We start from the raw sequence: 23,521 nt of genomic DNA on the forward strand, positions 1-23,521 counted from the left end.
TTTGGCCCTGTTTTAGGAAAACAGGGCCAAAACGTAATACCTATTTGGCCTTCGTCTATTTGTGACGTAAATTTAAAATCAAGGTCTATTACATTAGCAGACTGGCCTTGACCCAAATAAGATTAGAACCATGGAAATACTCCTTTTCGGGATTACCCGGGAGATAGTGGGAAGCGCAACGTTGAAAGTTCATCCCGAGCAGCCGATCCAGACGGTAGGTGCCCTGAAAGCTTGGCTGGCAAAACAATATCCGGCCATCGGCAAACTCAGTTCGCTGGCCGTAGCGGTAGACAGCGAGTACGCCGAGGATACCCAAGCCCTTGCCCCTGGTCAGGAAGTTGCCCTCATTCCGCCCGTGAGCGGAGGTTAATCTTTACCGTATGTTGATTAAGATAGTTGAAGAGGTGGACCTGCAGGAGGCCTACCATTACCTGCAAGACCCGGCTGCCGGCGGAATTGACCTTTTTGTGGGCACCGTTCGCAACAATGCCCAGGGAAAACACGTGGTAAAGCTGGTGTTTGAGGCGTATGCCCCCATGGCCCTGAAGGAGATGCAAAAATTGGCCGCCGCCGCCCAGCAGCAGTGGCCCATTGAGAAGTTGGTGATGCTGCACGCCGTGGGCGAGAAACTGGTGGGTGAACCGGTGGTGATCATCGGGGTAGCCTCGGCGCATAGAGAGGCCGCGTTTACTGCCTCCCGGTTCCTGATTGACGAACTGAAGAAAACGGTGCCCATCTGGAAGAAAGAATTTTACGAAGACAACAGCGTGTGGGTCAACGCCCATCCGTAACCTTGACATGAGCAAACCACTATTAATAGATAAATACGGGCGGCAACTAACCTACCTGCGGCTTTCGGTCACAGACCGGTGCAACTTCCGGTGCTACTACTGCATGCCGGAGGAAGGGATGGACTTTGCCGCCCGGAAGGAATTGCTGTCGTTTGAGGAGATGTACCAACTGTGCTCACTTTTCTGCGGCATGGGCGTGAACAAGATCCGGATTACCGGAGGCGAACCTTTCGTGCGGGCGGGCATCATCCCGTTCCTGCGCAAACTCAGCCAGATTCCGGGCCTGGAGGAAATCACCGTCACCAGCAACGGCTCCCTTACCCCGAAACAGATCGTGGCCTTGCAGGAAATCGGGATCCGGAAAATCAACATCAGCCTGGATTCTCTGGACCGAGAACGGTTTCACCGCATCACCCGGCGCGATCAGTTTGACAGCGTGTACGCCAGTATTTTTCAGCTGCTCACCTCGGGGTTTGAAGTGAAACTGAACTGCGTAGTGGCCGAGAACAAAAACATCCAAGACATTCTCCCCTTCGTGGAGCTCACCAAAGAGTATGACCTGGCGGTGCGCTTTCTGGAGGAAATGCCCTTTAATGGCAGCGATTCCTTTGAAACGCCGCTCTGGAGCCACCGCGAGATTTACCAGCACATCCAAGCCCATCATCCGGTTCTAGAGAAACTGCAGAGCGAACCCTCGTCCACCTCGGTGAATTATCAGGTGCCGGGCTACAAAGGAACGTTTGGGATCATCCCCTCCTTCAGCCGGACGTTCTGCGGCACCTGTAACCGCATCCGGTTAGGGGCCACTGGTGAACTTCGCACTTGCCTGTACGGCCCACCGGCCACCAACCTCCGCGACCTGATCCGGCTGGGCGCCTCTCCTACCCAGTTGGAGGAAGAAATTCTCTTCGCGGTAAGCACCCGGGAAAAGGACGGCTTTGCCGCCGAAGCCAGTTACTTCCACGCCAAACATGAATCCATGTCTGTATTGGGCGGGTAAACGGGGCTCGTGAAAGATAGACCGATACTCCCCTTGTTTTGAGAGCGTTTCACGAAAACAGGCTTAAAACGACTAAGTTCTGATTGCGATCAGCTTCTTGAATCTGACAGAAGAGCGATGGGTTTCTACCCAAGCCTCTATCGCTTTTTCAGTACATAACTAGATACCACGTCCGGAGCTGTTTTAAGGCTATTTTTCTGAAAACAGCCTTAAAACGACGAAAGCATAACCAATAACATGAGTTCACTTTCCCATATCGATGAGCAGGGGCAGCCCAGCATGGTAGATGTGTCCGCGAAAGCGGTGACGACCAGAACTGCCATTGCCGAGGGCTTTGTCCATTTCCCCGAGGCCGTATATGAGCAACTGGCGGGGCAGAATTTTCTCACCAAAAAAGGCGCGGTGTTCCAGACGGCGATCATTGCGGGCGTCATGGCGGCTAAAAAGACCTCGGATATCATTCCGCTGTGCCATCCGCTGGCGCTTTCTACCTGTAAGATTGACATTGAACCAGCCCCTGATTTTAGCCTAAAAGTCACCTGCCTGGTGCGGTGCGAAGGCAAAACCGGCGTGGAAATGGAGGCGTTGACCGGCGTGTCGGCTGCGGCCTTGACCATCTATGACATGTGCAAAGCGCTTACCCACGATATCTCCATCACAGACATCCGGCTGGTGCAGAAAACCGGCGGTAAATCAGACCAGTATGCAGCCCAGTAAAAACTTGTTCGGACTTGTGTTGAGCGGCGGGCAAAGCTCCCGCATGGGCCAGGACAAAGGCTTGCTTCAATACCACGGCGTAACGCAGCGGGCGCATCTGTACTCTTTGCTGCAGCAGGTGTGTGAGCGGGTGTATCTGAGTTTACGCCCCTGCCAGGAAGCCGAGTTGGAAGGAGATTTCCAGTACCTGCTGGACGAACTGGACGTGCGCGGTCCGTTGAACGGTATTTTAAGTGCCCTGCAGCAACACCCGCAGGCGGCTTGGTTGGTGGTGGCGTGTGACCTTCCGTTGGTCAACGCCAGTACTCTTGAAAAACTGGTGCGGGAACGCGACAGCTCTAAAATTGCAACGGCGTACGCCACCACCGGCTCCCATTTACCAGAACCCTTGGTAGCCATCTGGGAACCAGCGGCCTTTGCGCCCGCCCTGGCCTTCACAGAAACCGGCAAAACCTGCCCCCGTAAGTTTCTACTCCACACCGACATCAAACTGATCCATCCGGCCGACGATGAGGAACTGTACAATGCCAACAGCCCCGAGGAATTCGCTTACATCACCCAAAAACTACATCATGGACAACAGATATAGCCGCCAACTGCAACTCCCCGGTTTCGGGCCAGAGGCACAGCAAAAACTTCGGGCGGCCAGGGTGCTGGTCGTGGGCGCGGGCGGATTAGGCGTGCCGGTGCTACAGTATTTGGCTGGCATGGGCATAGGGACACTTGGCATCGTGGACGGTGACACCATCAGCCTGACCAACCTGCACCGCCAGGTTTTGTACGGTACAGCCGAAGTGGGGCAATTGAAAGTGACGGTGGCCGTTCAAAAGCTCTCTTTGCTCAACCCCGAGATCCGGTTAGTTCCTTATCCCACGCACCTCACCCCGCAGAACGCGCGGGAGATCCTGGAAAGCTACGACCTGGTCATTGACGCCACCGACAACTTTGAGGCGCGTTATCTCATCAACGATGCCTGTGTGCTGATGGGCAAACCGTTCGTGTATGGGGCGCTGCACCAGTTTGAGGGACAGGTGAGCGTCTTCAATTTTGCCGGCGGCCCCACCTACCGATGCCTCTATCCTACCCCTCCCTCGGCTCAGGAAATCCCGGACTGTAACACGGCGGGCGTGCTGGGCGTTGTGCCCGGTTTAATTGGCCTCCAGCAGGCGCTGGAGGCGGTGAAAGTGTTAACCGGCGTGGGCAAATCGCTCTCGGGGTACCTGCTCATGGTGGATTACCTGAACCAGACCCAACACAAAATAAAGCTGAAGGTTAATCCTGAAAACCAGCAGATCACCACCTTGCAGGGCTCCTATGCCGTGGCAAGTTGCACCAAGGTGCCGGAAGTAACGGCTACGGAGTTGTACGACTGGTTCAAGGAAGGCAAGAAAATGCTGCTGCTGGATGTCAGGGAACAGAATGAATACATGACGGGGCATTTGCAGAAATCGCTGCTCACGCCTTTGTCGGTGTTCAGGAAGCAGATGGATCAACTACCCCAGCACCTTCCCATCGTGACCATCTGCCAGAAGGGAAGCCGCAGCCTCAAAGCCGCTGAAATGCTCCTGGAGAAAGAAGCTTCCACGGAAGTCTACAGCCTGACAGGCGGCATGGAAGCCTGGCTCTCACAGTTGCCCAACAAACTGGTGGTGAAATAATACCCATGGACTGGAACTTCGTTTTGCTCATCCTCAGCTTCTTTGTGATTGCCACGCTGTATTCTTCGGTGGGTTTTGGCGGAGGCTCCAGTTACCTGGCGTTGCTCGCGCTTTTCCTGCCCAACTTTCTGGAGATCAAATCCACGGCCTTGCTGTGCAATCTGGTGGTGGTGAGCGGCGGCACGTACCTTTTCATCAAAGAAGGCTTATTCAATTTAAAGAAGTTTCTGCCGCTGGCCTTATGTAGCGTGCCCGCCGCCTTTCTGGGAGCCATGGTGCCCCTAAAGCAGGCTTCCTTTTTCATTTGCCTGGGCGGAGTCCTGGCCTTCTCGGGTTTTCTGCTGGTGCTGCAATTCTTCACGCAGCCGGTGGCCCAGCGAATCCAGTACGGCCATCACTCCCGTCTTTTCAACCTCCTGCTGGGAACCGGCTCCGGTTTTGTATCCGGTCTGGTGGGGATTGGCGGCGGCATTCTGCTTTCGCCGGTGCTGCACCTGCTGCGGTGGGCCGATGCCCGCACCATCGCCGCACTGGCCTCCTTTTTCATTCTGGTGAACTCCATAGCGGGTTTACTGGGGCAAGTGGCCGGCGGAAACTTCAAAGCAGACCTTTCCTTATTGGCTCCGCTCCTGCTGGCGGTGCTGGTGGGCGGACAGCTGGGTACGCGGATCAGCCTCCGGAGAATCAAACCGCAGGCGGTAAAAGGCCTCACCGGCGTCTTTGTGCTCTTCATCGGGCTGAAGCTGGTTTTTAGTTATCTTTAACGTTCCGAACTCCCCACTATGATCTCCGTTGCCCAAGCGTTACAGTTGGTGCTGCAGCACAAAATCAGCCCCCAGACAGAAGAAGTAGAGCTGCTTCAGTCGCTAGGGCGGACACTGGCGCAGGATGTCACCGCCGACCGTGACTTTCCGCCGTTTCACCGGGTCACCATGGATGGCATCGCGGTACGCGCCTCAGATTTTGTGGCGGGAATCAGGGCTTTTCCGATAGAAGAGATTCACGCGGCCGGTTCTCCCCAGAAGACGTTACATCACCCAGGGCATTGCCTGGAAGTCATGACCGGGGCCGTACTGCCACAGGGCACCGATGCGGTTGTTCCTTACGAGGAGTGTACGATGCACGAAAATGTGGCAACGGTACTGGCCGAAAAAGTAAGAGCCGGGCAGAACATCCATCCGCAAGGCTCCGATAAGAAAGCGGGCGAAGTGCTGCTCACCTCCGGGGTAAAGATTACGCCCGCCATTCTGGGTACATTGGCTTCGGTGGGATACGCGCAGGTCCCGGTGTTTCAGCTGCCAAGTGTGGCCATCTGCTCCACGGGAGATGAATTGGTGGAGGTGCAGCAACAGCCATTACCGCACCAGATCAGGCGCTCCAATGCCTACATGCTGGCCGGTGCCTTGCAACAGGAAAACATCCAGGCCAGCCTCTTTCACTTACCCGATGAACCCGCCATCATGCAAAAGCGCCTGGCCAAAATTCTGGAAGCACATGATGTTTTGCTGCTGTCGGGCGGGGTCTCAAAAGGCAAGTTCGACTTTCTGCCGCAGGTGTTGGAAGAACTGGGTTTTACGCCTGTTTTCCATAAAATAGCCCAAAAACCCGGCAAGCCCATGTTGTTTGGAACTCTGCCTGAGCAGAAGGTGGTGTTTGGCTTACCCGGAAACCCGGTCTCCACGTTTGTGTGTTACCAGCTCTTCTTCCGGCCTTGGTTACATGCCTCTTTGCACCAAGACCACCAGCCAGCCTCGGCTCAATTAACGCAAACCCTCACGTTCAAGCCAGCCCTCACCTACCATGTCCCGGTAAAACTGCACCAAGACCAAGGCATCCTAAAAGCCACTCCCATTCCCACCACCGGTTCCGGTGATTTAACCAGTATTCTGGAAGCCGATGGTTTGTTAAGTCTGCCGCCTGAACAAGAAAATTTCGCGGCCGGGGAGGCTTTTCCTTTGACCTTGTTCACCTGAACAACGCTCATAAGAGTAGACCGTTAGCCGACACGTTTTTAGCTTGTTTTAGTTAAAACGAAGCAAAAACGTCTACCCTTAGCTGCTTCATCTTGAAGCAATTCACGTATAGAAATACGCAACATTAACATTTATATCATGGAAAATACCGCCTGGAATGCAGAACGTTACCGCGAATTGAACGGCTATTTCAAGGAGAAAATCAGGCAACGGTTAAGCTCTGATCCAAATCTGCTCCAGCAGGTTGCCGAAGGAAAAAGCCTGGAGTTGCAAGATATTGTGGCGAGTTTATCTATGGAGGATCAGGCGTTATGGAAAGAATTCCTGCACCTGGATCAGCTTAAAATGCACCAAGACTTACAAAACCACCTGGAGGGCAAAGGGACACCGCTACACGATGGCTCGGGTTTTTACCGTCAACCAAACACTGAAAACGAGCACGACAATCCTCTTTGGTAGTGTTCACGGAACAGAAATCGCTTCTTGACGATATTGCGATGTAGGCAACATTGCCCAACTCTGTTTTGATCAGGTTTGCTTGCTTATTTGAGCGAATCGAAACTGTACTGGGCATCGCTCCAGAATTCGTCCAAGGCAATGATCCGGGGTTTGAAAAAGGAAATGAGGGCGGGCCAGTCTTCCCGATTGAACACGTTCACCGGTTTTATCTCTTTGAAGATGCGGCTGATGGTTTCGCCAAACTCGTTAGTGGTGTGCAGTTCCCAGATCCACTCCTCGCCCAGGGTATCATGCAGATAGGTTTTCAGCTCCAGAAACTGCTCAAAGAAAAGCTCCTGAATACCCGGATCTGGGTGGGTCATCTCAATCCCGATGGAGGCATATTTGGTCTCCGCGCGCATTCGGAAGTAAACATGTTTGAAGCCCGTCTTGTAATTGGACCAGTTGATCTTCAACCCCTCGGCCGAGGGATGCGGCGCGATGTATTGTCCGAACGTGGTCCAAAAGGCTTGTCTCAGTTGGGAAGCTTGTTCTCTGGTGTACATGTTCAATGCTCTTAAGTGAAAGCGGTAATCACCCTGATTTTCTGCCTGTTAAAAGGCTAAAGCCGATCAGAAGATTCAGCCGCTTTGAAACGTCAAGGGTAGCTAAATCTCCCTCTGGAAAGACTTTTCTGAGGGAGTAAACCTACCTCTGCGCCTCTGCTGTTCAAAAGAAATGATAAAGGTAAATACCTAGTTTTAGGTATTTTTTTCAAGTATAGAAAATCAGTAATTTGTTTTTAGATGAGGTGTTCACAAAGCCTCATCAAAGGGTTTTTTATTTTGTTTGAAAAGGGGGCATCGGGGGACGCCCCCTTTTCGCTTTTTGTCCTTTCAGATAAATGATACTTTCTGAAAAGAGGAAATTAAAGCCCAAAATTTAACTGGAAAATCGATTTCCTTACCACTGCTGGTGCACCGTAGGTTTGATGTACTGATCATAGACGGCTCTTACGCCTTCCATTTGCTCCGGCGTAAGGGCCGGTAGCGCGGCGGCGGCCAAATTGGAGGAAACCTGCTCGGGCCGGGATGCCCCCGGAATAACGGTACTTACCTCGGGGAACATGAGCACCCACCGCAGCGCCCAGGCCGCCAATGGCTCCTGACCCGGGAACAGCTTCTTCAGCTCCTCTACCGCGTCTAAACCCAGGTCAAAGTCCACGCCGGAGAAAGTCTCGCCTTTGTCAAAGGCTTCGCCGTGGCGGTTAAAAGCCCGGTGGTCTTCGGCGTTGAACGTGGTTTGGTGTGACATCTTGCCGGTCAGCAAGCCGCTGGCAAGGGGTACCCTCACAATGAGGCCCACGTTGTTTTCTTTAGCGGCGGTGAACAGCTGCTCACTGGGTTTCAACCGGAACATGTTGAAGATCACCTGCACCGTGGTCACGTTGGGGTACTTCATGGCCAGCAGGGCTTCGTCTACCAGTTCCACGCTCACGCCCAAGTTTCTGATTTTCCCTTGCTCTTTCAAACGGTCAAATACCTCAAAGATTTCGGGACGGGTGTACACCTCAGTGGGCGGACAATGCAGCTGCACCAGGTCCAGGGTTTCCAGCTTGGTATTCTTTAGACTCTGCTCCACGTAGCCGGCCAGTTTCTCGGGGGTATAGCCTTCAGGCGTGTGGGGCTGTATCTGGCGGCCGCATTTGGTGGCCACAAACACTTCCTCACTGCGGCTTTTCACCACTTTGGCGACGGCGGCTTCACTTAGCCCATCGCTGTAGACATCGGCGGTATCAATGAAATTCACCCCGGCATCAATGGCGGAATGGATGATGGTTTCAGCGGTTTTCTCGTTGAAAGGCTCTCCCCAGCGGCCACCTACCTGCCAGGTTCCCAAAGAAATTTCTGATACGTTGAAGCCGGTTTTACCTAAAACTCTATAGTTCATGTGTCAAGGGATTTTTTGTTACGCAATAAAGGTATGTACTCCCCAAGCCTTGAAAAGGATGGTGTTCCTTTTCGTTTTCGTGTCTTGGAAAGTTGATTTGCTGTTTTGAAGGCAGTTATACAGAAAGAAGCCGAAAACCCAAACAAGCAACCTGGACATTTCGCGCCATTCCTGTCTTCTCGCCTTAGCGGTGTTGTTCATATACCCCGGCCGGAATCTGCCGCTTCAACGCCTCCAACGTTTCCTTCTCCAGTTCCGGGGCCGAGGCTGCTTCTATCGCCTGTGTCAGATGCGCCTCCGTTCTGATACCGATTACCGCCGAGGCCACCGCCGGATGGTGTAACACGTACCGCACCGAGGTTTCCTGCGTGTGGTTCTCGCCGGCAATGGCTTTCAGGGCTTCGGCGGTTTGGGTCACCTCTACGGCGGAGTGGCTCAGGTACGGTTTGGGTGCCTTGCCCAGCAGCAGGCCCTGCGCCAAACTGCCCCGGGCCAAAACGCCAATCTGGTGCTGGTGCAACAAATCCAGCACCTGCTCTTCGGGCCGACGGTCCAATAGGCTGTACTGCATCATGACACTCACCATGGAAGATCGGTTGATGTACTCCCGGATCACGTTGGGCCGGATGGACGAGATGCCGTAGTGCCTGATTTTGCCCTGCTGTTTCAGGAGTTCGAAGGCTTCAATGGTCTCGTCCATGGGGTCTTCCAGGGTGCCGCCATGCAGTTGGTACAAATCAATATAATCGGTTTGCAACCGGCGGAGGCTTTGGTTTACGGCTTCCAGAAGGTAGCTTTTGGAGGGGTTCCAGTCCCAGCCGCTACCATCGGGGCGCCACTGGTTTCCTACTTTGGTGGCCAGTATCACCTGCTCCCGCTTACCCCGAAAAGCTTTGCCCACCGTTTCCTCATTCTGGCCTTTGTCGTAGAGATCGGCGGTGTCAAAGAAATTGATTCCGCGCTCCAGCGCCTGATGCAAGAGCTGGCTATTCTCCTGATCAGACCCGTTCAAGGACATGCACCCAAAACTCACCTCGCTCACGGATAAGTCTGAGCTTCCTAAAGTATTATATTTCATACGTTCATGTTCCGCTTAAGAGCAGGCAATCACCGCTCCCTTCAAAGATAACACGAAACGGGTTTTAAGCTTGGTTTCCTAAAAGTAACCCTAAAACCCAGCCGCACCTCAAGGTTCTTCTTCGCCGCAACCCGCTCCCGTTTTAGAGCCGATTTTTAGAAATCGAGGTAAAAACAGCAGTACATCAGAATGTGGCGAATAGCCGATTCCGGTCTACAATTTCGCCCACGGCCGAAGCCCTTCGGCTTTCATTCTGGAGTACAGCAACAGGAGGTACACCACATCCAGCACGAATATGCCGCAGTACAGCAAGATCAGCAGGTAAGAATTGGGGAAATACAGATAGAACAAAACCGAGGGGAAAACAGTCCCGATCAGTTTACTCAGGCCAATGTACAGCGACTGCCCCGCCGAACTGTTCCGCTTCAGCAACATCCGGACAAAGAGCACCGACATCATCAGGTTCTGCGCGAAAGCCGCGTAAATCCCGATGTAATCATTGAACTCCCGGGCCATGAACGCGATGGTGAGCGCGCAGTACACCAGCGTGAAGAGAAAGGTGCCATAGAAGAGCTTCGGCGGAAGTTGCGTGGGGAACTCGCCTCGTCCGTACCGGAGGTACTGCACCAGAATGCCCACATCGAACAACAGCCACAGGTAATCTATGAAGAGTTGGGGCTGCGGGTGCGGGTACACGAAAGCGAAGGTAAACTCCCAGGAAAGGTTCGCACACAGCGCCACCATGGGCATGCCGTAGAGTTTGTCTTTGTAGCCGCGGCGCAGAATGAGCAGGTAGGTGATGGTCCAGAAAACGCCGCTGCCAATCATGAGAAAATGGCTTAACGCGGTATCTAGGTGAACAGGATTTTGCAACATATTTTACGCTAACAGTAATCAACCTTTTTTGTTGGAGAACCCTCCTGAACAAGCGCCTTAAAATAATAAGCGGACGCTAATTTCTGGTATTTATTCCCTTTACCCTTTCCTTCCGTTGTCGTTAAGATTTGTATCACCTTAATAATCAATTTCATGCCTTGGAAAAAGAAAAGCATGGGGTGGATAGCAGGATGGGCGTGCCTGACGCTTGGCCCGGTGGTGAGTTTTGCCCAGGGACTAACCGCCGAAGTATTTGCCGGCACCTCCTGGAGTTTGCCGCTGCCGCTCCGCATCAAGCAACCCAATGAGGCCGACATCCGGTTCAAGGCCCGGTACACGACCCGCCCTTGGACGGGCTCTCCCTACTATGCCTACCGGGTGGGCTATAACGGCTGGAGTGCCGAGCTGGTACACCATAAAGTATACCTGGAGAACCCTCCTGCGGAGGTAGAGCATTTTGAAGTATCTCACGGGTATAACTTGGCCATGGTGAGCAGAACCCTTCCGTTCAGGGAGACGCCTGGTATTTTCCGGATTGGGTTGGGCATGGTGATTGGGCACCCCGAGGGCCGGATCAGAGGCAAGGCCATCAACCCGGTGAAAAGTTTATTGGGCGGCGGTTACCACATCTCGGGCATTTGCCTGCAAGCGGCCGTGGGCCCCAGACTGGACGTTGCCGATCATTGGTTTTTCCGGCCCGAAGCCAAACTGACGGCCGCCTGGGCCAGAATGCCCTTAGCCGGAGGTGGGTCAGTGACGGTGCCCAACATTGCCGTTCATACGTTATTTGGGTTCGGGTACCGGAGGCAGCGGTAGCGGCTTTGGGGTACTCATCGCTGTTTTTAGGCTTGTTTTCAGAAATCGGCGCTAAAACGCAGAACGGCTGGGTGGCCACTTGCCCTGCTCCTACTATCCAGAAATCAGATCGAGTAGATATAAAAAAAATCAGCCTCCAGAGGGAGGCTGATTGCAAGATTTAAGAAGGTGTTTCAGTTGAAGTAAGCTCCGGAACAGACTGGAAATTACCCAAAGAGACGATGTGCTCTTTGCTACCATCGGTCACCCAGGCGTCCAACTGAGCCGGGTCTTTCATCTGTTGCCCCCGGTTACGCGGCACGGCAATGTATCCGCATTTGATATCCGGCAGCGCCGACATGTCGCTCCAGAGTTTCTCAATCTGGGCCACCGGGTAAATGTCTTCCTGGCCGTGTCCCCAACGGTATTTCACGTCTTTGATGGTCACGTAGGTAGGCATCCGATGGGCCACGCTCCGCACGGCTTTGGCCAGCAGCGCCTCGTCTCCTTTCAGATCTGCCCGAGTTAGCCCAAACAAGGCCAATAACGGATCGATCTGAATCCAGGTGGTCATGGTGTTGTAGTAGCTCAGGTTCAGCTCGTCTTCTTCACGCGGCTGAGCCAATCCTTCCAGCAACCGGACTTTCCCGTTGACGCGAGCCAATCCGCCGCCCCGGTCCTCAATGCGGCGGGGTACCACTTCAAACGTCAGCACATTGCCGGACTCCAGGTGGTGGCCCAAAGCAGCTGGGTGAAGGTCAGCTCCCAGGGTATCAATGTTGTGCAGCATGATGGTCTCCAGTTGCGGATTCTCCTCCAGAATCTGGGCTAGCACGCCGTTACGCAGCATGTTGGAAACCTCGTACCAGTGCCCCAGCGGGGAAAACCGCTGCGATGCGATGTTGTCTACGTAATCAGAACCTTCGCCTTTGGACTTGGCCCAGTTGATCATGGTCCTTCTCCCCGACTCGCGTACTTTCTGCTTGTTCTCATCCAGCGTTTCCTGCGGCATTTCCTCCCACAGGAAACGAAGGTCGCGGGCCATAGGTACGTACCGCTGCCCTATGGAACGACCCGTGGACAGGTACACCGGGCCTTCGTAGCCGTACTTTTTGGTGAGTTCCAGATGCTTCCGGATGGGTTCGTGCGTGAGGTAACTGGTGGCCACAATGTGCGGCAGCAAGGCTCCGTATTTCGCGGAAACAGCTTTGGTTTTAGCCAGGTGGATCTCCAGAAAGCTGCGGTGGACTCCGTCAACCTCTACAAACGGATTCAGGGCTTTGATGACCCCGGCCCCTTTGGTCCAGCGGCTGCCCACGCCGGCGGCTAGGCTAAGCACGCCCACCTTCCCGGCCTTGAGGGCTTCCTCGCCGGTCTTCTCAGCATGAGCAAGGCTTTCCAGGGTGGCAAGGTCATTGGGCTGAACGTCTTCAATAGTGGTTTCATTGGGCAAGCGGTTGCGGGACAGACCGATGTAGCCTTTCTGCAGCTGTTCCCTGATTTCCTCGTGCTGGATGAAGTCAAACCCGTTCTCTTTCTTGATACGGTCGGCTTTCTCGTTCTCGTTGCTACGGCTGCCCTGCACCGATGGATCGGACACTTTGAACAGATTGCTCACGATGGTACGCAGCAGCGGATACGCCAGGTTGTTCTCGTCGCAGTGCGTGGTGAAGAAATCGATCTCGGCCCGGCGCACATAGGAAATGGTCTGCGGATCTTTCTTCACCAAATCCGATACATGGATGGCGTAATATTGCTCGGGCATCATGGCATCGGTTCCCTGGTGCAAGTACGACCAGGAGCCTTTGTTATTGATGCTCCAGTTATAGACCACCGGCTCCATGGCAAACGGAAGCGAGTCAGAAAGCTCGTTTTTGGTGGCCCTGAGAATCTCCAGCACCTTCAGTTTGTAGTCTTCGTACTGCTCAGGGTTCACGAACATGCCCATGCCACCGCCAGACATTCCGCCCAGCATCAGGAAACCCAGGTAATTCTCCCCGAACGCCTTCTTCGCCCGCCGGATGATTTCCTCCGTAAAGTGCGTGGAAGCCCAGGGAATAATCGTTTTGATGGGGTTTTCGAAATTATAGGCTGTATTCGCCGCCAGTTTGCGGATGTCTCCTTCTTTGAGGGCCGCTAAGATGTTGTCAAACACCTGGTTCGTTTGCTGACGCGCCTCCCACTCTTTCTCGCCTCTTAGCAGGTACTTTTCAGAAACCATCTCCAAAATAGGACCCACGTTGGAAGCCATGCCTCCGTGCATGAGCACCAGCGAGTTCATAAGTTTATCGGCCATCTGCGGATGGATCTCCTCGCCCTGCAACACCCGGTGCCTCGGCAACAACGTACCGCGGCTGATGCCGGCTTCCGGGTCACCCTCCTGCGCAAACGTGCCCTGAATGGCTTTGATGCCGGGCCAAACGCCACCGGAATCCTGCCAACCGCCGCCGGAGCCGCCAATCCACTCACCCAGAATTGCCCGGGAAGCAACCAGCCGGCGCTCGCTTTCCTCCAGGCCGCCCACCAGGTTTCTGGTCTGGCCCGTCGCCCGCATCAGCAAGCTGATGATAGAGCCCAACAGGTTGGTGGAAACGGCAAAGCGTGATCCCTTGGGAATGTCATTCACTTTGGTCACCAGCTCAATTCCCATGCCCGGGGCCACAATGCGGGCCAGAATCTCGGTTAAAGACTGGTTTGTGCCCTCAAAGGAAGGCGGTATCAACCCAGAGGCAATTACCCCGGCTTTGATCAGACTCAGGTAATCATTCCCGAAATTGAACAGGTCATCCAGCTCCGTAATGTCCTTGGAGGTATTTAAGTCGATGCTGGTCAGGCGCAGCACCGGTTCCGGAATGACCCGCACATACGACTGCAACGGCGGCCGAATGTCTTTGTCGCGGCCAAACACGCCCAGGTCAATGGAGATGTTAAGCACGCGGGCTCCCTCGGGGTAATCCATGCCCAGGAAGAAAATATCAGACCACCCGCTGTGGGTTAAGTCCATGCGCACGGAGGTCTGCTCTTCCAGTACCGGGTAAAACAGGGAGTTCTCCTGCCGTTGCAACAAAGCCGGGTGAATTTTGATGGGGTGTTCCTCCTGATGCCCTACCCGGAACATCCATTGGTTGCCCTTACTGGAGCGCACGCTTTTCCGGACCTGATCGGCTAGGATCTGGAAGGAAAGGTGGTGGTAACTCTCGGCCAGACCACTAAACAAAGCCGCATTGGGGCCATGGTTGTCACTTTCCTTCAGGAACGTGGTGATGGCTTGTTCGAATCTTCTGGATAGTAAGTCCTCAAACCCGGCGTAAGGGATCTTGCCCGTGGAAGGGGTCTCCGCGGCCTCCATCAGGAAGAAGCGGTACCCGGCAAACAGGAAGAGAATGGCCCGTACCTTGTCGTATAGACTGGGGGTTGTCTTCCGGAAATCATCCAGCTCCCGTAACGCCTGAAACAACTCCCTGGAAGACATCTTCCGGCTCATCTGGAAAAACGAGCGGTTCCGTTCTGCGGGATCAGTGGATGTAATGGTTTGTATAAAAATGTTCATTTGCCTCTTTCAATTCAAGCTGGAAAAACCTTCAACGAAGCTCATTAAAAGCCTACTTCGCTCTGCGCTGATTCGCTTCGGCCAGGAGTTCTACCATGGAAGTGAGCGTCTCATCATGCGCCTGACCAGCCAGCCCCAGGGCTATCTGGGCCTGCAGTAAGCCTTGCTTTTTGCTTAGGTCATAGCGGTTTCCTTTTACTTCCAGCGCCAGGTATTTCTCAGTGGAGGCAAGCTCCTGCAAAGCCGGGGTAAGCTGCACATTCTGGCTTCCGCTTTCAATCTGCTGTTGCAAGATCCAGAAAACGGAGGGTGTGAGCACGTGCATCCCGAAGAAGCAGAGGTAATAGCCCGCCCGCAGTCCAGGGGTTTGCAACTCCAACTCGGCAGAACTGAGCGATGGTTTTTCAATGATACGGTCAATCTGGTACACCCCTTTCTGGGAAGGTATGTGTTTCCCGGTGACGGTTCCATAGCGGTGAATCTGGTGCTCAATGGTTGGGTTTACCGCTGATACAGCGCAACCTTCCTGCGTGGCTAGATGGATCAGTTGGGTAGTACAACGTTGGCTTTCATGGCCCGAAACATACAAGTGATCTCCCAGTAATAGCAGGAAAGGCTCCTCTTTCACAAACTCACGGGCGCAGTACACCGCATGCCCAAAGCCAAGCGGCTCCTGCTGTTCAATGAATTGGATACGGGTCCGGAGGTTATCTACCTTCTCAGCTTCTTCCTTCGCCCAATCGGTGTTTTCAAACGACTCCAGCAGATTAGTACGTAAAGAGGTAAAAGCCTCCAAGTACCTTGGACCATCACCGGGGGCGCAGATCACGCAAATTTCTTCTATTCCGCTGGCGAAAGCTTCTTCCGCGATTATCTGGATGACAGGCTTAGGTAGTCCGTCCAGATCCACCACCGGAAGCATGGCTTTCTGTACCGTATCAGCAACCGGGTATAGCCTTTCTCCGCGGGCGGCAGCTGTGATGACTGCTTTTCTTATTTTCATAGCTCAGTTCAAAATCGGTGAGGTGTGATTTTTGCAAGATATTCCAAATGCTAAATAAGCATTTTAAAACCTAAAAGCATGCACTCAGGCCAGGATATAAGCGGTACTGCTGAAGATTTCTTTCCCGAGCTTCTAAAAAGAAATGATTAGATCATCGAAGGAAAGAAAACAAGCCGATTTAAGGCTTCTTTAAGAAAATTGGGCTAAAAACGACTGCATACGGTCATAGTGCGAGCCTTTCCAGTAGACGCGGTGACAGCTCTGGCATTGGTAGAAAACATGGAAGTACAGCCTGGTTTTAGGCGGCAGCAGCGGGAGCACCGTTTCTTTGGAGACCTCTCCTATTTCGCCGTTGCAGGCCATGCAGCGGGTAAAAGGCTGTAGTTGATCTTTCAGGCCATACCTGATCATGACTTCCCGAAGTTGTTCTTCCCACTGCTGGGATCTCAGCCAATATCCCCACTGGATGATTTTCTGCTTGAGCAAGCCTATATCCCGTGTGAGTACAATGCGTTGCCCTTGCTGGGCAAGCCGTGCGATGGTCTGGTCATCATAGCTGGTCTCGTAGAGGGTGTCAAAGCCCAGCAGCCGTAGGTACCGGGCTAGTTTTCCCAGATGCACATCCAGCACGAACGTAGGGGGAGTTGGTACCGATACTTGTAATGGACCAGGCGTTTGGCTCCCCTTTTCCGAAACCACCGGAAAAACCTCTACCTGGGCATGCCGCAGCAAGGCTTCCTGAAAGCCGGCTTCGCTCCCATTCTGACAAATACGCCCGATCTCGGGGTGGGGAACTCCTACTGCTTCCAGCGCATCTTTCAGAGCCGGAGCCCCGGTAAAGGAATATGCCTGCCATTTACCTTTCTCATGCCGAGGTAAAAAGTCATTGAGGGAGCCATGAAAAAAGATCTGAGCAACATTCTCCATTCTTCCACCTACTTATCTGCCGGCAAAAAGTTGAAGCTCAACTTAAGAGCTGAGTAGTCAGACACGGAAAAGTGTCTGCGCTAATGGAACATTCCCCGGCTTTTCCTGTTGCAAAGACTAGCAATCAATTTAACCTAGTCTATTCCCGTTGCAAGTTCCTATCGTCCTTTTCTGGTTCCGCCGTGATTTACGTCTCACGGATAATGCCGGGCTTTACCACGCCCTCACCTCGGGGTTCCCGGTTCTGCCCATCTTTCTGTATGATGAGGATATACTAACGCAACTTTCTTCCAAGCAGGACGGGCGGGTGCAATTCATTCATGGGTCGGTGACAGCTTTGGACACCCAGTTGCAAGAACTTCAATCCTCTCTCCTGGTTCGGTACGGCAAACCGCTGGAGGTGCTAGAGGAACTTGTTCAGCAGTATGCCGTGCAGGCGGTGTATGCCAACCATGACTACGAGCCAGCGGCCATGAAGCGCGACCAGGAGATTGCTGCCTTCCTGGAAACGAAGGGTATTCCGATGCACACGTTCAAAGACCAGGTCATCTTCGAGAAAAATGAAATAGTAAAAGAGGATGGCACGCCGTACCGGGTGTTTGGCGCCTATAAAAAGAAGTGGCTCGCAACGCTCTCCGATGCCTCTCGTGCTTCTTACCCGACTGCGCGTTTTCAGGATCATTTTCTTAAAACAGTCCCTTTTCGCAGCCTTTCTCTGGAGGAGATCGGTTTTGAAGCCAGCCAGACCGTTTCCTTTCCAGCTTCCCTGGTGCCGGAAGAAATTATCAAAACGTATGACCAGACCCGCGACTTACCTTTTTTAGCTGGAACCTCACGGCTGGGACTGCACCTGCGGTTCGGGACGGTAAGCGTGCGCCAACTGGTGCAACAGGCGCTGCAACTCAATGCGGTGTGGCTGGGGGAACTCATCTGGCGGGAGTTTTTCATGATGATCTTGTTTCACTTCCCGCACGTGGAGCACCGGCCTTTTCACCTGGAGTACGAGCACATGCCGTGGCTCAACAATGAAGACCATTTTGCGCGCTGGTGCGCCGGCACCACAGGTTACCCGCTGGTGGATGCCGGGATGCGGGAACTCAATGCCACGGGCTTCATGCACAACCGGGTCCGGATGGTGGCCGCCAGTTTTTTGGTCAAACACCTGCTTATTGATTACCGCTGGGGCGAGGCGTACTTTGCCCAAAAGCTCCTGGATTATGACCTGGCAGCCAACAACGGCAATTGGCAATGGTGTGCAGGTACAGGTTGCGATGCCGCCCCTTACTTCAGGGTATTTAATCCGGAGGCGCAGACTAAAAAGTTTGACAAGCAGCAGGAATATATCAGAAAGTGGGTTCCGGAGGTTGGTACTGCCAGCTATCCTGCTCCTCTGGTAGATCACGCCCTGGCGCGGGATCGAGCCTTGAAAACCTACAAAGCCGCCCTCAGCACGGCCCGAGGCATCACCAGTCGTTGAGCCTGTTTTGAGGCTGTTTGTGCAAAAAGTGCCTGAAAACAGAAGTGGTTTCCCGAAGGTAACAGCCTGGGAACAACTTCTTTTCAGGGATGCGTACATGTAAAATCATCCACTTGTAACCACCATGGCCGAGACACCAAAAACCTATACCCCCACCTTCAGCTTAGGAGCCGATTTAACCGTTAACCGAATGGGTTTCGGGGCGATGCGCATCACCGGCGACGGCATCTGGGGACCTCCCAGAGACCAGGAGGAAGCCATCAGAGTACTGCAAAGAACCGTGGAACTGGGCATCAACTTCATTGATACCGCAGATTCGTACGGGCCTAATATATCGGAGGAACTCATCGCGCAGGCGCTTTATCCTTACCCCAAAGACCTGGTGATTGGCACCAAAGGCGGTCTGTTGCGCACCGGTCCCAATCAATGGCCCATCAACGCCAAGCCAGACCATCTCAAAGAAGCCTTGGCCGGCAGTCTGGAGCGCCTGAAACTGGACCGAATCGATTTGTACCAGCTCCACCGCGTGGATCCCGAGATCCCGTTCGAACAGACGCTGGAGTTTTTACAGGACGCCCAGGAACAAGGCCTTATCAAACACATCGGGCTGTCTGAGGTGACGGTGGAGCAGATTCAGCAGGCCCAGAAGTACGTAGAGGTGGTATCGGTACAGAACATGTACAGCTTCGATAACCGCAAATGGGAAGCGGAACTCATGTACTGCGAAGACAACGCCATTGCGTTCATTCCGTGGTATCCGCTGGGAGGCGGCAACCTCAAAGCCCAGGAAACCCTGCAGCAGGTCAGCGAAAAGTACCAGGCCACGCCGCATCAGGTGGCGCTTAGCTGGCTCCTGCACCGCTCGCCAAACATCTTGCTTATTCCGGGTACCTCCAAAGTGAAGCACCTGGAGGAGAATTACCAAGCGGCCTCCATCCAACTCTCCGACGAAGATTACGACGCGTTGCATCAGATCGGCTCAGATTCGTTCACCAGTTAAGTAAGAGCGTTGACCTCATTCGAGCTGATTGATTCCAAGTATAACCGAGCGGCAACGGACCAGTGCCGTTTAGGGGGTATTTTAATGAAAATGCCTCTAAAACGGCCTCGTTGTCAAGCTTTCGATAAAGCAGAAAGAAACTGAATTCTACATTATCCAAAACAGAAAGAGGAGCCGCAAATGGCTCCTCTTTCTGTTTAACTCCTTAATTGAATCACTCCGTTCCGCAGTGACAATCCATCGATCTTCAGTCTTTCCAGAAGGAAATCGAAGCCGATGGTTAATTGTCTTTTCTCCAGTTTCTTTCCAGGAAACCGGCGCGGCCGGAACCCACGAAGTAGCGTCCATAGTGGCCGGGATGTTTCTTGTAATAATCCTGATGGTATTCTTCGGCTGGATAGAAAGTAACGGCCGGGAGAATGGGCGTCACAATGGGGCTTTCGAAAGGACCGTTTTGCTGGATCTCTGATTTAGATACCTCGGCTTGCGCTTTCTGCTGTTCTGAGTGGTAGAAAATGGCCGTTTTGTACGAGGAACCCCGATCACCGAATTGTCCGCCGGCATCGGTGGGGTCAATGGATTCCCAGAAAATGTTCAGGATCTGGGGGTAGGAAATGACCTTCGGGTCAAAGGTCACCTGCACCGCCTCGTAGTGGCCGGTGGTTTCGGAACAGACCTGCTCATAGGTGGGGTTGGGCACGTGTCCGCCGGTGTACCCCGAGACCACTTCTATCACTCCTTCGTATTTGTGAAAGGGCTTGACCATGCACCAAAAGCAGCCGCCCGCAAACGTGGCTATTTCATATTGCTGTTCATTCTGGGTCGTGTTTTCCATGCTATATCTACGTTTTGGAGAGGAATGCGTCTTCAAATAAACTCTTTCCAGTGGCTTTTGTTGCACACCTTGTTTTAAGGCGCTTTTCCGAAAAATAGGCATAAAACGGCTTCGATGCATCTTCCCTTTCTATTTCCGCTGAGAACCAATTGCCTGAGGAAAACATGAAACAGCAGCATCAGCGATTTTTTCTGCGATCCGTTAAAGGAAAAGCTTTTCACTTAAAAACGTCTATGCGCTACCTTTTACAGAACCAACTGGACACCCCCGCAACAGAATCGCCGCTCGGCGGAATAGAGGAAACCATCATCCAGGGCGTGCAGGCGCTGAAGCTGTTCATCGAAACCATTGGCGCTTTGATCATTGGCGTGGGCGTGCTGATTGCCCTCTTCTACATCATCAAGGGACTTATTCCGCCGCAGGTGGAAAGCTACAATAAAATTCGGTTGGTGCTGGCGCGGTACCTGGCCCTGGCGCTGGAATTCCAACTGGGCGCCGACATTCTTTCGACGGCCATTGCCCCTTCATGGGACCAGATCGGGAAGTTGGGCGCGATTGCGGTCATCAGAACGGCTTTAAACTACTTTTTGGCGCAGGAGATGAAAGAGGAAAGGAAAGCTGAAACCGAAGGGTCTATTGATAAAACGATGGTACCGGACGCGAACCACGTCCAAAAAACAGAATAACCGCAAACTACCAGTAAAAAAGAGGGGCAATCCATACAGATTGCCCCTCTTTTTTGAAAATCGCCCTTAAAACGTTTCCCTTAAAAAACACCTGAACTTACCTTGGTTTACTTGTTTAGCGCCGATGCTTTGTCTCCCTTGGATAGCGCGGTATAGATGGCGTCCAGAATGCGTTGCCGGGTTTTCAGGGAGATCAGTTTATTGGACACTTTGGGGTGAACCCGGTTCGAAAGGAAAACATACACCAGTTCATTTTTGGGATCTACCCACACGCAGGTGCCCGTGTACCCGGTGTGGCCGTAGGTTTCTGGGGTCGCGAATTTAGCCGGATACTGTTGGGTGGTATCGGGGTCCCAGCGGTCAAAACCCAGTCCGCGGCGGCTCAGCGGCGACTGCTTGGTGGTGAACAGCTGTACGGTTTCGGGGTTCAGGTATTTTTCTCCGCCGTAGGTTCCGCCGTTTAGCAGCATCTGGTACAGAATGGCCAGGTCATTGGCCGTCGCGAAAAGCCCGGCGTGGCCCGAAACGCCGCCCATGCGGGCCGCTCCACCGTCGTGCACATAGCCTCTCAGCAGGGCTTTCCGGAAAGAAGCATCAAACTCGGTGGGCACTATGCGGCTCTGCGGAAACCGGTTCAGGGGCAGGAAACCGGCGGTCTGCATGCCCAGGGGCCGGTAAAAAGTTTCGGCCACAAACGTATCCAGCGAGGTTTTGGCCTGATTTTCTACCACTTCTTTGAGGTAGTACATGCTCACATCGGCGTACACGTATTTGTCTTTCGGGCCCATTTTCGCGTTCAGCATCCGGGGCCAGATCACCTCCTGGAAGTAGTCCTTGCGCAGATAGGCGCTGTCTGACGCTTTCACGGTGTACTTGCCCGTAGGCACCGGACTCACATCCTGCGGCTGCAGCGGCAGATGCACCCCGGCGGGTAAACCCGATTGGTGCAGCAGCAACTTCCTGATTTTGATGCCGGCCTTATTGGTGTTCCGGGCCGAAGGAACATAAAAGCTGAAGGAAGAGTCAAGCGCCACTTTCCGCTGATCATACAGATTCATGACCGCCATAGTGGTGGCCGAAATCTTGGTTACCGAGGCGACATCGAAAATATCGGTGATATGGGTGGGTTGGGTATTGTCATAGGTGTGCGCGCCGTAGGCTTTCTGGAAAATCACTTTTCCGCTTTTCGCCACCAGCACCACGGCTCCCGGCGTGGCCTGCTCTTTGATGGCCTCGGCCACCAGCGCATCAATGGACTCCTGCAATTCAGAGGTTTTCACGCCCACTTCCTCGGGCACGCTGTACTTGAGCCGGATGGGCGCGGTCTTGAACCCCTCTCCTTTCCTGAACTTAGCCGAATAGTCTTTTGATAATGTTTCAGAAGTGCCTACCCCTCCAAAAACGAGCTGCGCCGCAAAGCTGGCCGCTCCCGCTGATTCTTTCTCACTCCAGATGATGGGCGCCTTGAGAGCATCGGCGAAAGCCAGCGACTCCGCTTTCCCGAATAACACCACTACCAGCTGCTTCTGCCGCTCCAAGTTCAGGAGGAAGTCCAGGTTCTGTTTCTCTGCCATTGCGGAAACGGACGCCTGCACGATCACCGTCTGAAAAGAGGCAAGATCATCCTGTAAATTCTTCAGGCCACCAGCCTGTGTATAAGATGCGGCCGGAAAAGCCGTCACGGCGGTGTATTTGTTCAGGAGGCTGTCAAAGGGGGCGGTATGTTCTACCTTGAAAGACACGCTGGCCATCTTCTGCTCCAGGTTCTTCAGGGGCACTATACCTGCCTGGTTGTTGAGCAACACCGTGTTTTTGGCGGCCTCGTTGTGCTGCTGCAGCCAGGTCTGGCTTTTCTTGTTTTCCTTCCGCTGCGCCGAGGTACCGCAGGAGAAACTGGTCACTAAGACTAAAACGAGCAGAAAACGGAAGCTGTAGTTTTTTAAAGCTGTTGAATACATAATTTTTGGGGGCGGGAGATTACGTTCTTACTTCTGCGCAACGGAAAACGCTACCGGTTGCCGAATTAGTTAAAATTTAAAAGGTACATTAAACACGGTGCTTGCCGGCCAATTGCCAAAAGTCTCATCCTTTTCTTCATGAAACAAGCAAAGCCCGTTCTTATTGGTCTGGCGCCTAAAAGTAAGTAGAAAGAACTAAACCCGTTTAACTCCTGCCCTGCTCCGCCTTTGCGGTCTTGCGCTAAATCTCATCGGCTTCCGTATATCTACTAGAATCAGTTTAAACCAAACCGAAGAAGATATGCAACTCACTCCTTCCACCACCAACCAGAAGGCCTTTGCGCTTGGGGCAATTGCCGGCATGCGCGCCATGACCGCTCCCGCCATTCTATCAGACTATTTATCCGATTCCAACTCTCTGTTCCTGGACGGCTCCCGATTGGGGTACCTGCAGAAATCTGGGGTGGCGACGGGCATGAAGATTCTGGCCGTGGCCGAGCTCATCGGGGACAAGTTACCGCAGACACCCAAGCGGATCAAACCCATTCAGTTGGCTCCACGCGTATTCTCCGGGGCTTTGGTGGGCGCCACCATCGCGGAGGCTAATGGCGACAGCAAAATCACCGGCGGCTTACTGGGCGTGGTGGGTGCGCTGGCCGGGTCCTATGCCTTTTATCACCTCCGGAAGAGACTCCGCAAGATGACGGGCTTACCTGATGCCACTTTCGCCTTGATGGAAGATGCTCTGGCGCTGAAGGCGGGCACCGCCATCATGAAGCTATAACCGGCAAGTAGCCGCATTCATTCAC

23 protein-coding genes are annotated in these 23,521 nt (G+C 53.4%); 14 read left to right on the forward strand and 9 right to left on the reverse strand.

Translation table 11 applies throughout. The features are described 5' to 3' along the window. Positions 1 to 130 precede the first annotated feature (130 nt). The 9 genes from moaD (at position 131) to H7U12_RS18070 (ending at position 6,598) form a co-directional block, all read left to right on the forward strand. Positions 131 to 370, forward strand: a complete 240-nt coding sequence (moaD, locus tag H7U12_RS18030; RefSeq protein WP_186640639.1) for a molybdopterin converting factor subunit 1 — start codon at positions 131 to 133, stop codon at positions 368 to 370. A gap of 10 nt (positions 371 to 380) precedes the next feature. Beyond that, positions 381 to 791, forward strand: coding sequence for a molybdenum cofactor biosynthesis protein MoaE (locus H7U12_RS18035; protein ID WP_186640641.1), 411 nt, complete (start codon positions 381 to 383; stop codon positions 789 to 791). 7 nt (positions 792 to 798) lie between these two features. Beyond that, the gene (gene moaA, locus H7U12_RS18040; protein WP_186640642.1) at positions 799 to 1,791 is read left to right on the forward strand and encodes a GTP 3',8-cyclase MoaA; all 993 of its coding nucleotides are present in this window, start codon (positions 799 to 801) and stop codon (positions 1,789 to 1,791) included. Between the two features lie 237 nt (positions 1,792 to 2,028). Continuing rightward, positions 2,029 to 2,508, forward strand: coding sequence for a cyclic pyranopterin monophosphate synthase MoaC (gene moaC, locus H7U12_RS18045; protein WP_186640649.1), 480 nt, complete (start codon positions 2,029 to 2,031; stop codon positions 2,506 to 2,508). After that, complete coding sequence (gene mobA, locus H7U12_RS18050; protein WP_186640651.1) at positions 2,495 to 3,097, forward strand: molybdenum cofactor guanylyltransferase; 603 nt, start codon at positions 2,495 to 2,497, stop codon at positions 3,095 to 3,097. The genes moaC and mobA overlap by 14 nt, the downstream gene beginning before the upstream one ends. Further along, positions 3,081 to 4,166: a HesA/MoeB/ThiF family protein gene (locus H7U12_RS18055; protein WP_206683950.1), complete on the forward strand. Its 1,086-nt coding sequence runs from the start codon at positions 3,081 to 3,083 to the stop codon at positions 4,164 to 4,166. The genes mobA and H7U12_RS18055 overlap by 17 nt, the downstream gene beginning before the upstream one ends. Positions 4,167 to 4,171: 5 nt before the next feature. Further along, positions 4,172 to 4,930, forward strand: coding sequence for a sulfite exporter TauE/SafE family protein (locus tag H7U12_RS18060; RefSeq protein ID WP_186640653.1), 759 nt, complete (start codon positions 4,172 to 4,174; stop codon positions 4,928 to 4,930). 18 nt (positions 4,931 to 4,948) lie between these two features. Beyond that, positions 4,949 to 6,139, forward strand: coding sequence for a molybdopterin molybdotransferase MoeA (locus H7U12_RS18065; protein WP_186640655.1), 1,191 nt, complete (start codon positions 4,949 to 4,951; stop codon positions 6,137 to 6,139). Positions 6,140 to 6,277: 138 nt separating this feature from the next. Continuing rightward, positions 6,278 to 6,598, forward strand: coding sequence for a hypothetical protein (locus H7U12_RS18070; protein WP_186640657.1), 321 nt, complete (start codon positions 6,278 to 6,280; stop codon positions 6,596 to 6,598). An 83-nt stretch (positions 6,599 to 6,681) separates the two neighbouring features. On the opposite strand, the gene H7U12_RS18075 is transcribed toward H7U12_RS18070, so the two are convergent. The 4 genes from H7U12_RS18075 to H7U12_RS18090 form a co-directional block, all read right to left on the reverse strand. Next, a complete protein-coding gene (locus tag H7U12_RS18075; RefSeq protein ID WP_186640659.1) occupies positions 6,682 to 7,143 on the reverse strand; it encodes a DUF4268 domain-containing protein in 462 nt (153 codons plus the stop codon). Between the two features lie 397 nt (positions 7,144 to 7,540). After that, positions 7,541 to 8,527: an aldo/keto reductase gene (locus H7U12_RS18080; RefSeq protein ID WP_186640661.1), complete on the reverse strand. Its 987-nt coding sequence runs from the start codon at positions 8,525 to 8,527 to the stop codon at positions 7,541 to 7,543. Positions 8,528 to 8,711: 184 nt separating this feature from the next. Further along, positions 8,712 to 9,605 (reverse strand): aldo/keto reductase, encoded by an 894-nt coding sequence (locus H7U12_RS18085; protein ID WP_186640663.1) that lies wholly within the window; start codon positions 9,603 to 9,605, stop codon positions 8,712 to 8,714. A gap of 213 nt (positions 9,606 to 9,818) precedes the next feature. Continuing rightward, positions 9,819 to 10,481, reverse strand: coding sequence for a transmembrane-type terpene cyclase (locus tag H7U12_RS18090; RefSeq protein WP_186640665.1), 663 nt, complete (start codon positions 10,479 to 10,481; stop codon positions 9,819 to 9,821). Positions 10,482 to 10,655: 174 nt separating this feature from the next. Here H7U12_RS18090 and H7U12_RS18095 point away from each other — a divergent pair, with 174 nt between their 5' ends. Further along, positions 10,656 to 11,297 (forward strand): hypothetical protein, encoded by a 642-nt coding sequence (locus H7U12_RS18095; RefSeq protein WP_186640667.1) that lies wholly within the window; start codon positions 10,656 to 10,658, stop codon positions 11,295 to 11,297. Positions 11,298 to 11,457: 160 nt separating this feature from the next. Here H7U12_RS18095 and H7U12_RS18100 read toward each other — a convergent pair whose 3' ends face one another. From H7U12_RS18100 to H7U12_RS18110, 3 genes are all read right to left on the reverse strand, one after another. Further along, positions 11,458 to 14,826: a UTP--glucose-1-phosphate uridylyltransferase gene (locus H7U12_RS18100; RefSeq protein ID WP_186640675.1), complete on the reverse strand. Its 3,369-nt coding sequence runs from the start codon at positions 14,824 to 14,826 to the stop codon at positions 11,458 to 11,460. Positions 14,827 to 14,878: 52 nt separating this feature from the next. Further along, positions 14,879 to 15,829 (reverse strand): UTP--glucose-1-phosphate uridylyltransferase, encoded by a 951-nt coding sequence (locus H7U12_RS18105; RefSeq protein WP_186640678.1) that lies wholly within the window; start codon positions 15,827 to 15,829, stop codon positions 14,879 to 14,881. A gap of 189 nt (positions 15,830 to 16,018) precedes the next feature. Then, complete coding sequence (locus H7U12_RS18110; RefSeq protein ID WP_186640680.1) at positions 16,019 to 16,756, reverse strand: Mut7-C RNAse domain-containing protein; 738 nt, start codon at positions 16,754 to 16,756, stop codon at positions 16,019 to 16,021. 148 nt (positions 16,757 to 16,904) lie between these two features. Between H7U12_RS18110 and H7U12_RS18115 the strand changes: the two genes are divergently transcribed. After that, a complete protein-coding gene (locus H7U12_RS18115) occupies positions 16,905 to 18,233 on the forward strand; it encodes a cryptochrome/photolyase family protein (RefSeq protein ID WP_186640682.1) in 1,329 nt (442 codons plus the stop codon). 124 nt (positions 18,234 to 18,357) lie between these two features. After that, on the forward strand, positions 18,358 to 19,233 hold the full coding sequence (locus H7U12_RS18120) for an aldo/keto reductase (protein ID WP_186640683.1): 876 nt from the start codon (positions 18,358 to 18,360) through the stop codon (positions 19,231 to 19,233). 280 nt (positions 19,234 to 19,513) lie between these two features. Here the strand turns inward: H7U12_RS18120 and msrA are convergent, their stop codons facing one another. Further along, positions 19,514 to 20,068 carry a peptide-methionine (S)-S-oxide reductase MsrA gene (gene msrA / locus H7U12_RS18125; RefSeq protein ID WP_186640686.1) on the reverse strand — a complete coding sequence of 185 codons (555 nt, stop codon included), beginning with the start codon at positions 20,066 to 20,068 and terminating at the stop codon, positions 19,514 to 19,516. 233 nt (positions 20,069 to 20,301) lie between these two features. Here msrA and H7U12_RS18130 point away from each other — a divergent pair, with 233 nt between their 5' ends. Continuing rightward, the gene (locus H7U12_RS18130; protein ID WP_186640688.1) at positions 20,302 to 20,754 is read left to right on the forward strand and encodes a DUF1622 domain-containing protein; all 453 of its coding nucleotides are present in this window, start codon (positions 20,302 to 20,304) and stop codon (positions 20,752 to 20,754) included. A gap of 107 nt (positions 20,755 to 20,861) precedes the next feature. Here H7U12_RS18130 and H7U12_RS18135 read toward each other — a convergent pair whose 3' ends face one another. Then, positions 20,862 to 22,712 (reverse strand): serine hydrolase domain-containing protein, encoded by a 1,851-nt coding sequence (locus tag H7U12_RS18135; RefSeq protein WP_186640690.1) that lies wholly within the window; start codon positions 22,710 to 22,712, stop codon positions 20,862 to 20,864. Positions 22,713 to 23,013: 301 nt separating this feature from the next. Between H7U12_RS18135 and H7U12_RS18140 the strand changes: the two genes are divergently transcribed. Further along, positions 23,014 to 23,496 (forward strand): DUF4126 family protein, encoded by a 483-nt coding sequence (locus tag H7U12_RS18140; protein WP_186640692.1) that lies wholly within the window; start codon positions 23,014 to 23,016, stop codon positions 23,494 to 23,496. Positions 23,497 to 23,521 lie beyond the last annotated feature (25 nt).

Origin of the sequence: Rufibacter sediminis (assembly GCF_014269285.1) — a bacterium.
GTDB lineage: Bacteria > Bacteroidota > Bacteroidia > Cytophagales > Hymenobacteraceae > Nibribacter > Nibribacter sediminis.

Bases quoted from the DNA above. Each gene is read 5' to 3' on its own strand.
- H7U12_RS18130 (WP_186640688.1), top strand. From the start codon at position 20,302: ATGCGCTACCTTTTACAGAACCAACTGGACACCCCCGCAACAGAATCG.
- H7U12_RS18095 (WP_186640667.1), top strand. From the start codon at position 10,656: ATGGGGTGGATAGCAGGATGGGCGTGCCTGACGCTTGGCCCGGTGGTG.
- H7U12_RS18120 (WP_186640683.1), top strand. From the start codon at position 18,358: ATGGCCGAGACACCAAAAACCTATACCCCCACCTTCAGCTTAGGAGCC.
- H7U12_RS18110 (WP_186640680.1), bottom strand. From the start codon at position 16,756: ATGGAGAATGTTGCTCAGATCTTTTTTCATGGCTCCCTCAATGACTTT.
- H7U12_RS18085 (WP_186640663.1), bottom strand. From the start codon at position 9,605: ATGAAATATAATACTTTAGGAAGCTCAGACTTATCCGTGAGCGAGGTG.
- H7U12_RS18135 (WP_186640690.1), bottom strand. From the start codon at position 22,712: ATGTATTCAACAGCTTTAAAAAACTACAGCTTCCGTTTTCTGCTCGTT.
- H7U12_RS18060 (WP_186640653.1), top strand. From the start codon at position 4,172: ATGGACTGGAACTTCGTTTTGCTCATCCTCAGCTTCTTTGTGATTGCC.
- H7U12_RS18105 (WP_186640678.1), bottom strand. From the start codon at position 15,829: ATGAAAATAAGAAAAGCAGTCATCACAGCTGCCGCCCGCGGAGAAAGG.
- H7U12_RS18075 (WP_186640659.1), bottom strand. From the start codon at position 7,143: ATGTACACCAGAGAACAAGCTTCCCAACTGAGACAAGCCTTTTGGACC.
- moaD (WP_186640639.1), top strand. From the start codon at position 131: ATGGAAATACTCCTTTTCGGGATTACCCGGGAGATAGTGGGAAGCGCA.
- mobA (WP_186640651.1), top strand. From the start codon at position 2,495: ATGCAGCCCAGTAAAAACTTGTTCGGACTTGTGTTGAGCGGCGGGCAA.
- H7U12_RS18080 (WP_186640661.1), bottom strand. From the start codon at position 8,527: ATGAACTATAGAGTTTTAGGTAAAACCGGCTTCAACGTATCAGAAATT.
- moaC (WP_186640649.1), top strand. From the start codon at position 2,029: ATGAGTTCACTTTCCCATATCGATGAGCAGGGGCAGCCCAGCATGGTA.
- H7U12_RS18140 (WP_186640692.1), top strand. From the start codon at position 23,014: ATGCAACTCACTCCTTCCACCACCAACCAGAAGGCCTTTGCGCTTGGG.
- H7U12_RS18070 (WP_186640657.1), top strand. From the start codon at position 6,278: ATGGAAAATACCGCCTGGAATGCAGAACGTTACCGCGAATTGAACGGC.
- H7U12_RS18035 (WP_186640641.1), top strand. From the start codon at position 381: ATGTTGATTAAGATAGTTGAAGAGGTGGACCTGCAGGAGGCCTACCAT.
- H7U12_RS18065 (WP_186640655.1), top strand. From the start codon at position 4,949: ATGATCTCCGTTGCCCAAGCGTTACAGTTGGTGCTGCAGCACAAAATC.
- msrA (WP_186640686.1), bottom strand. From the start codon at position 20,068: ATGGAAAACACGACCCAGAATGAACAGCAATATGAAATAGCCACGTTT.
- H7U12_RS18090 (WP_186640665.1), bottom strand. From the start codon at position 10,481: ATGTTGCAAAATCCTGTTCACCTAGATACCGCGTTAAGCCATTTTCTC.
- H7U12_RS18055 (WP_206683950.1), top strand. From the start codon at position 3,081: ATGGACAACAGATATAGCCGCCAACTGCAACTCCCCGGTTTCGGGCCA.
- moaA (WP_186640642.1), top strand. From the start codon at position 799: ATGAGCAAACCACTATTAATAGATAAATACGGGCGGCAACTAACCTAC.
- H7U12_RS18100 (WP_186640675.1), bottom strand. From the start codon at position 14,826: ATGAACATTTTTATACAAACCATTACATCCACTGATCCCGCAGAACGG.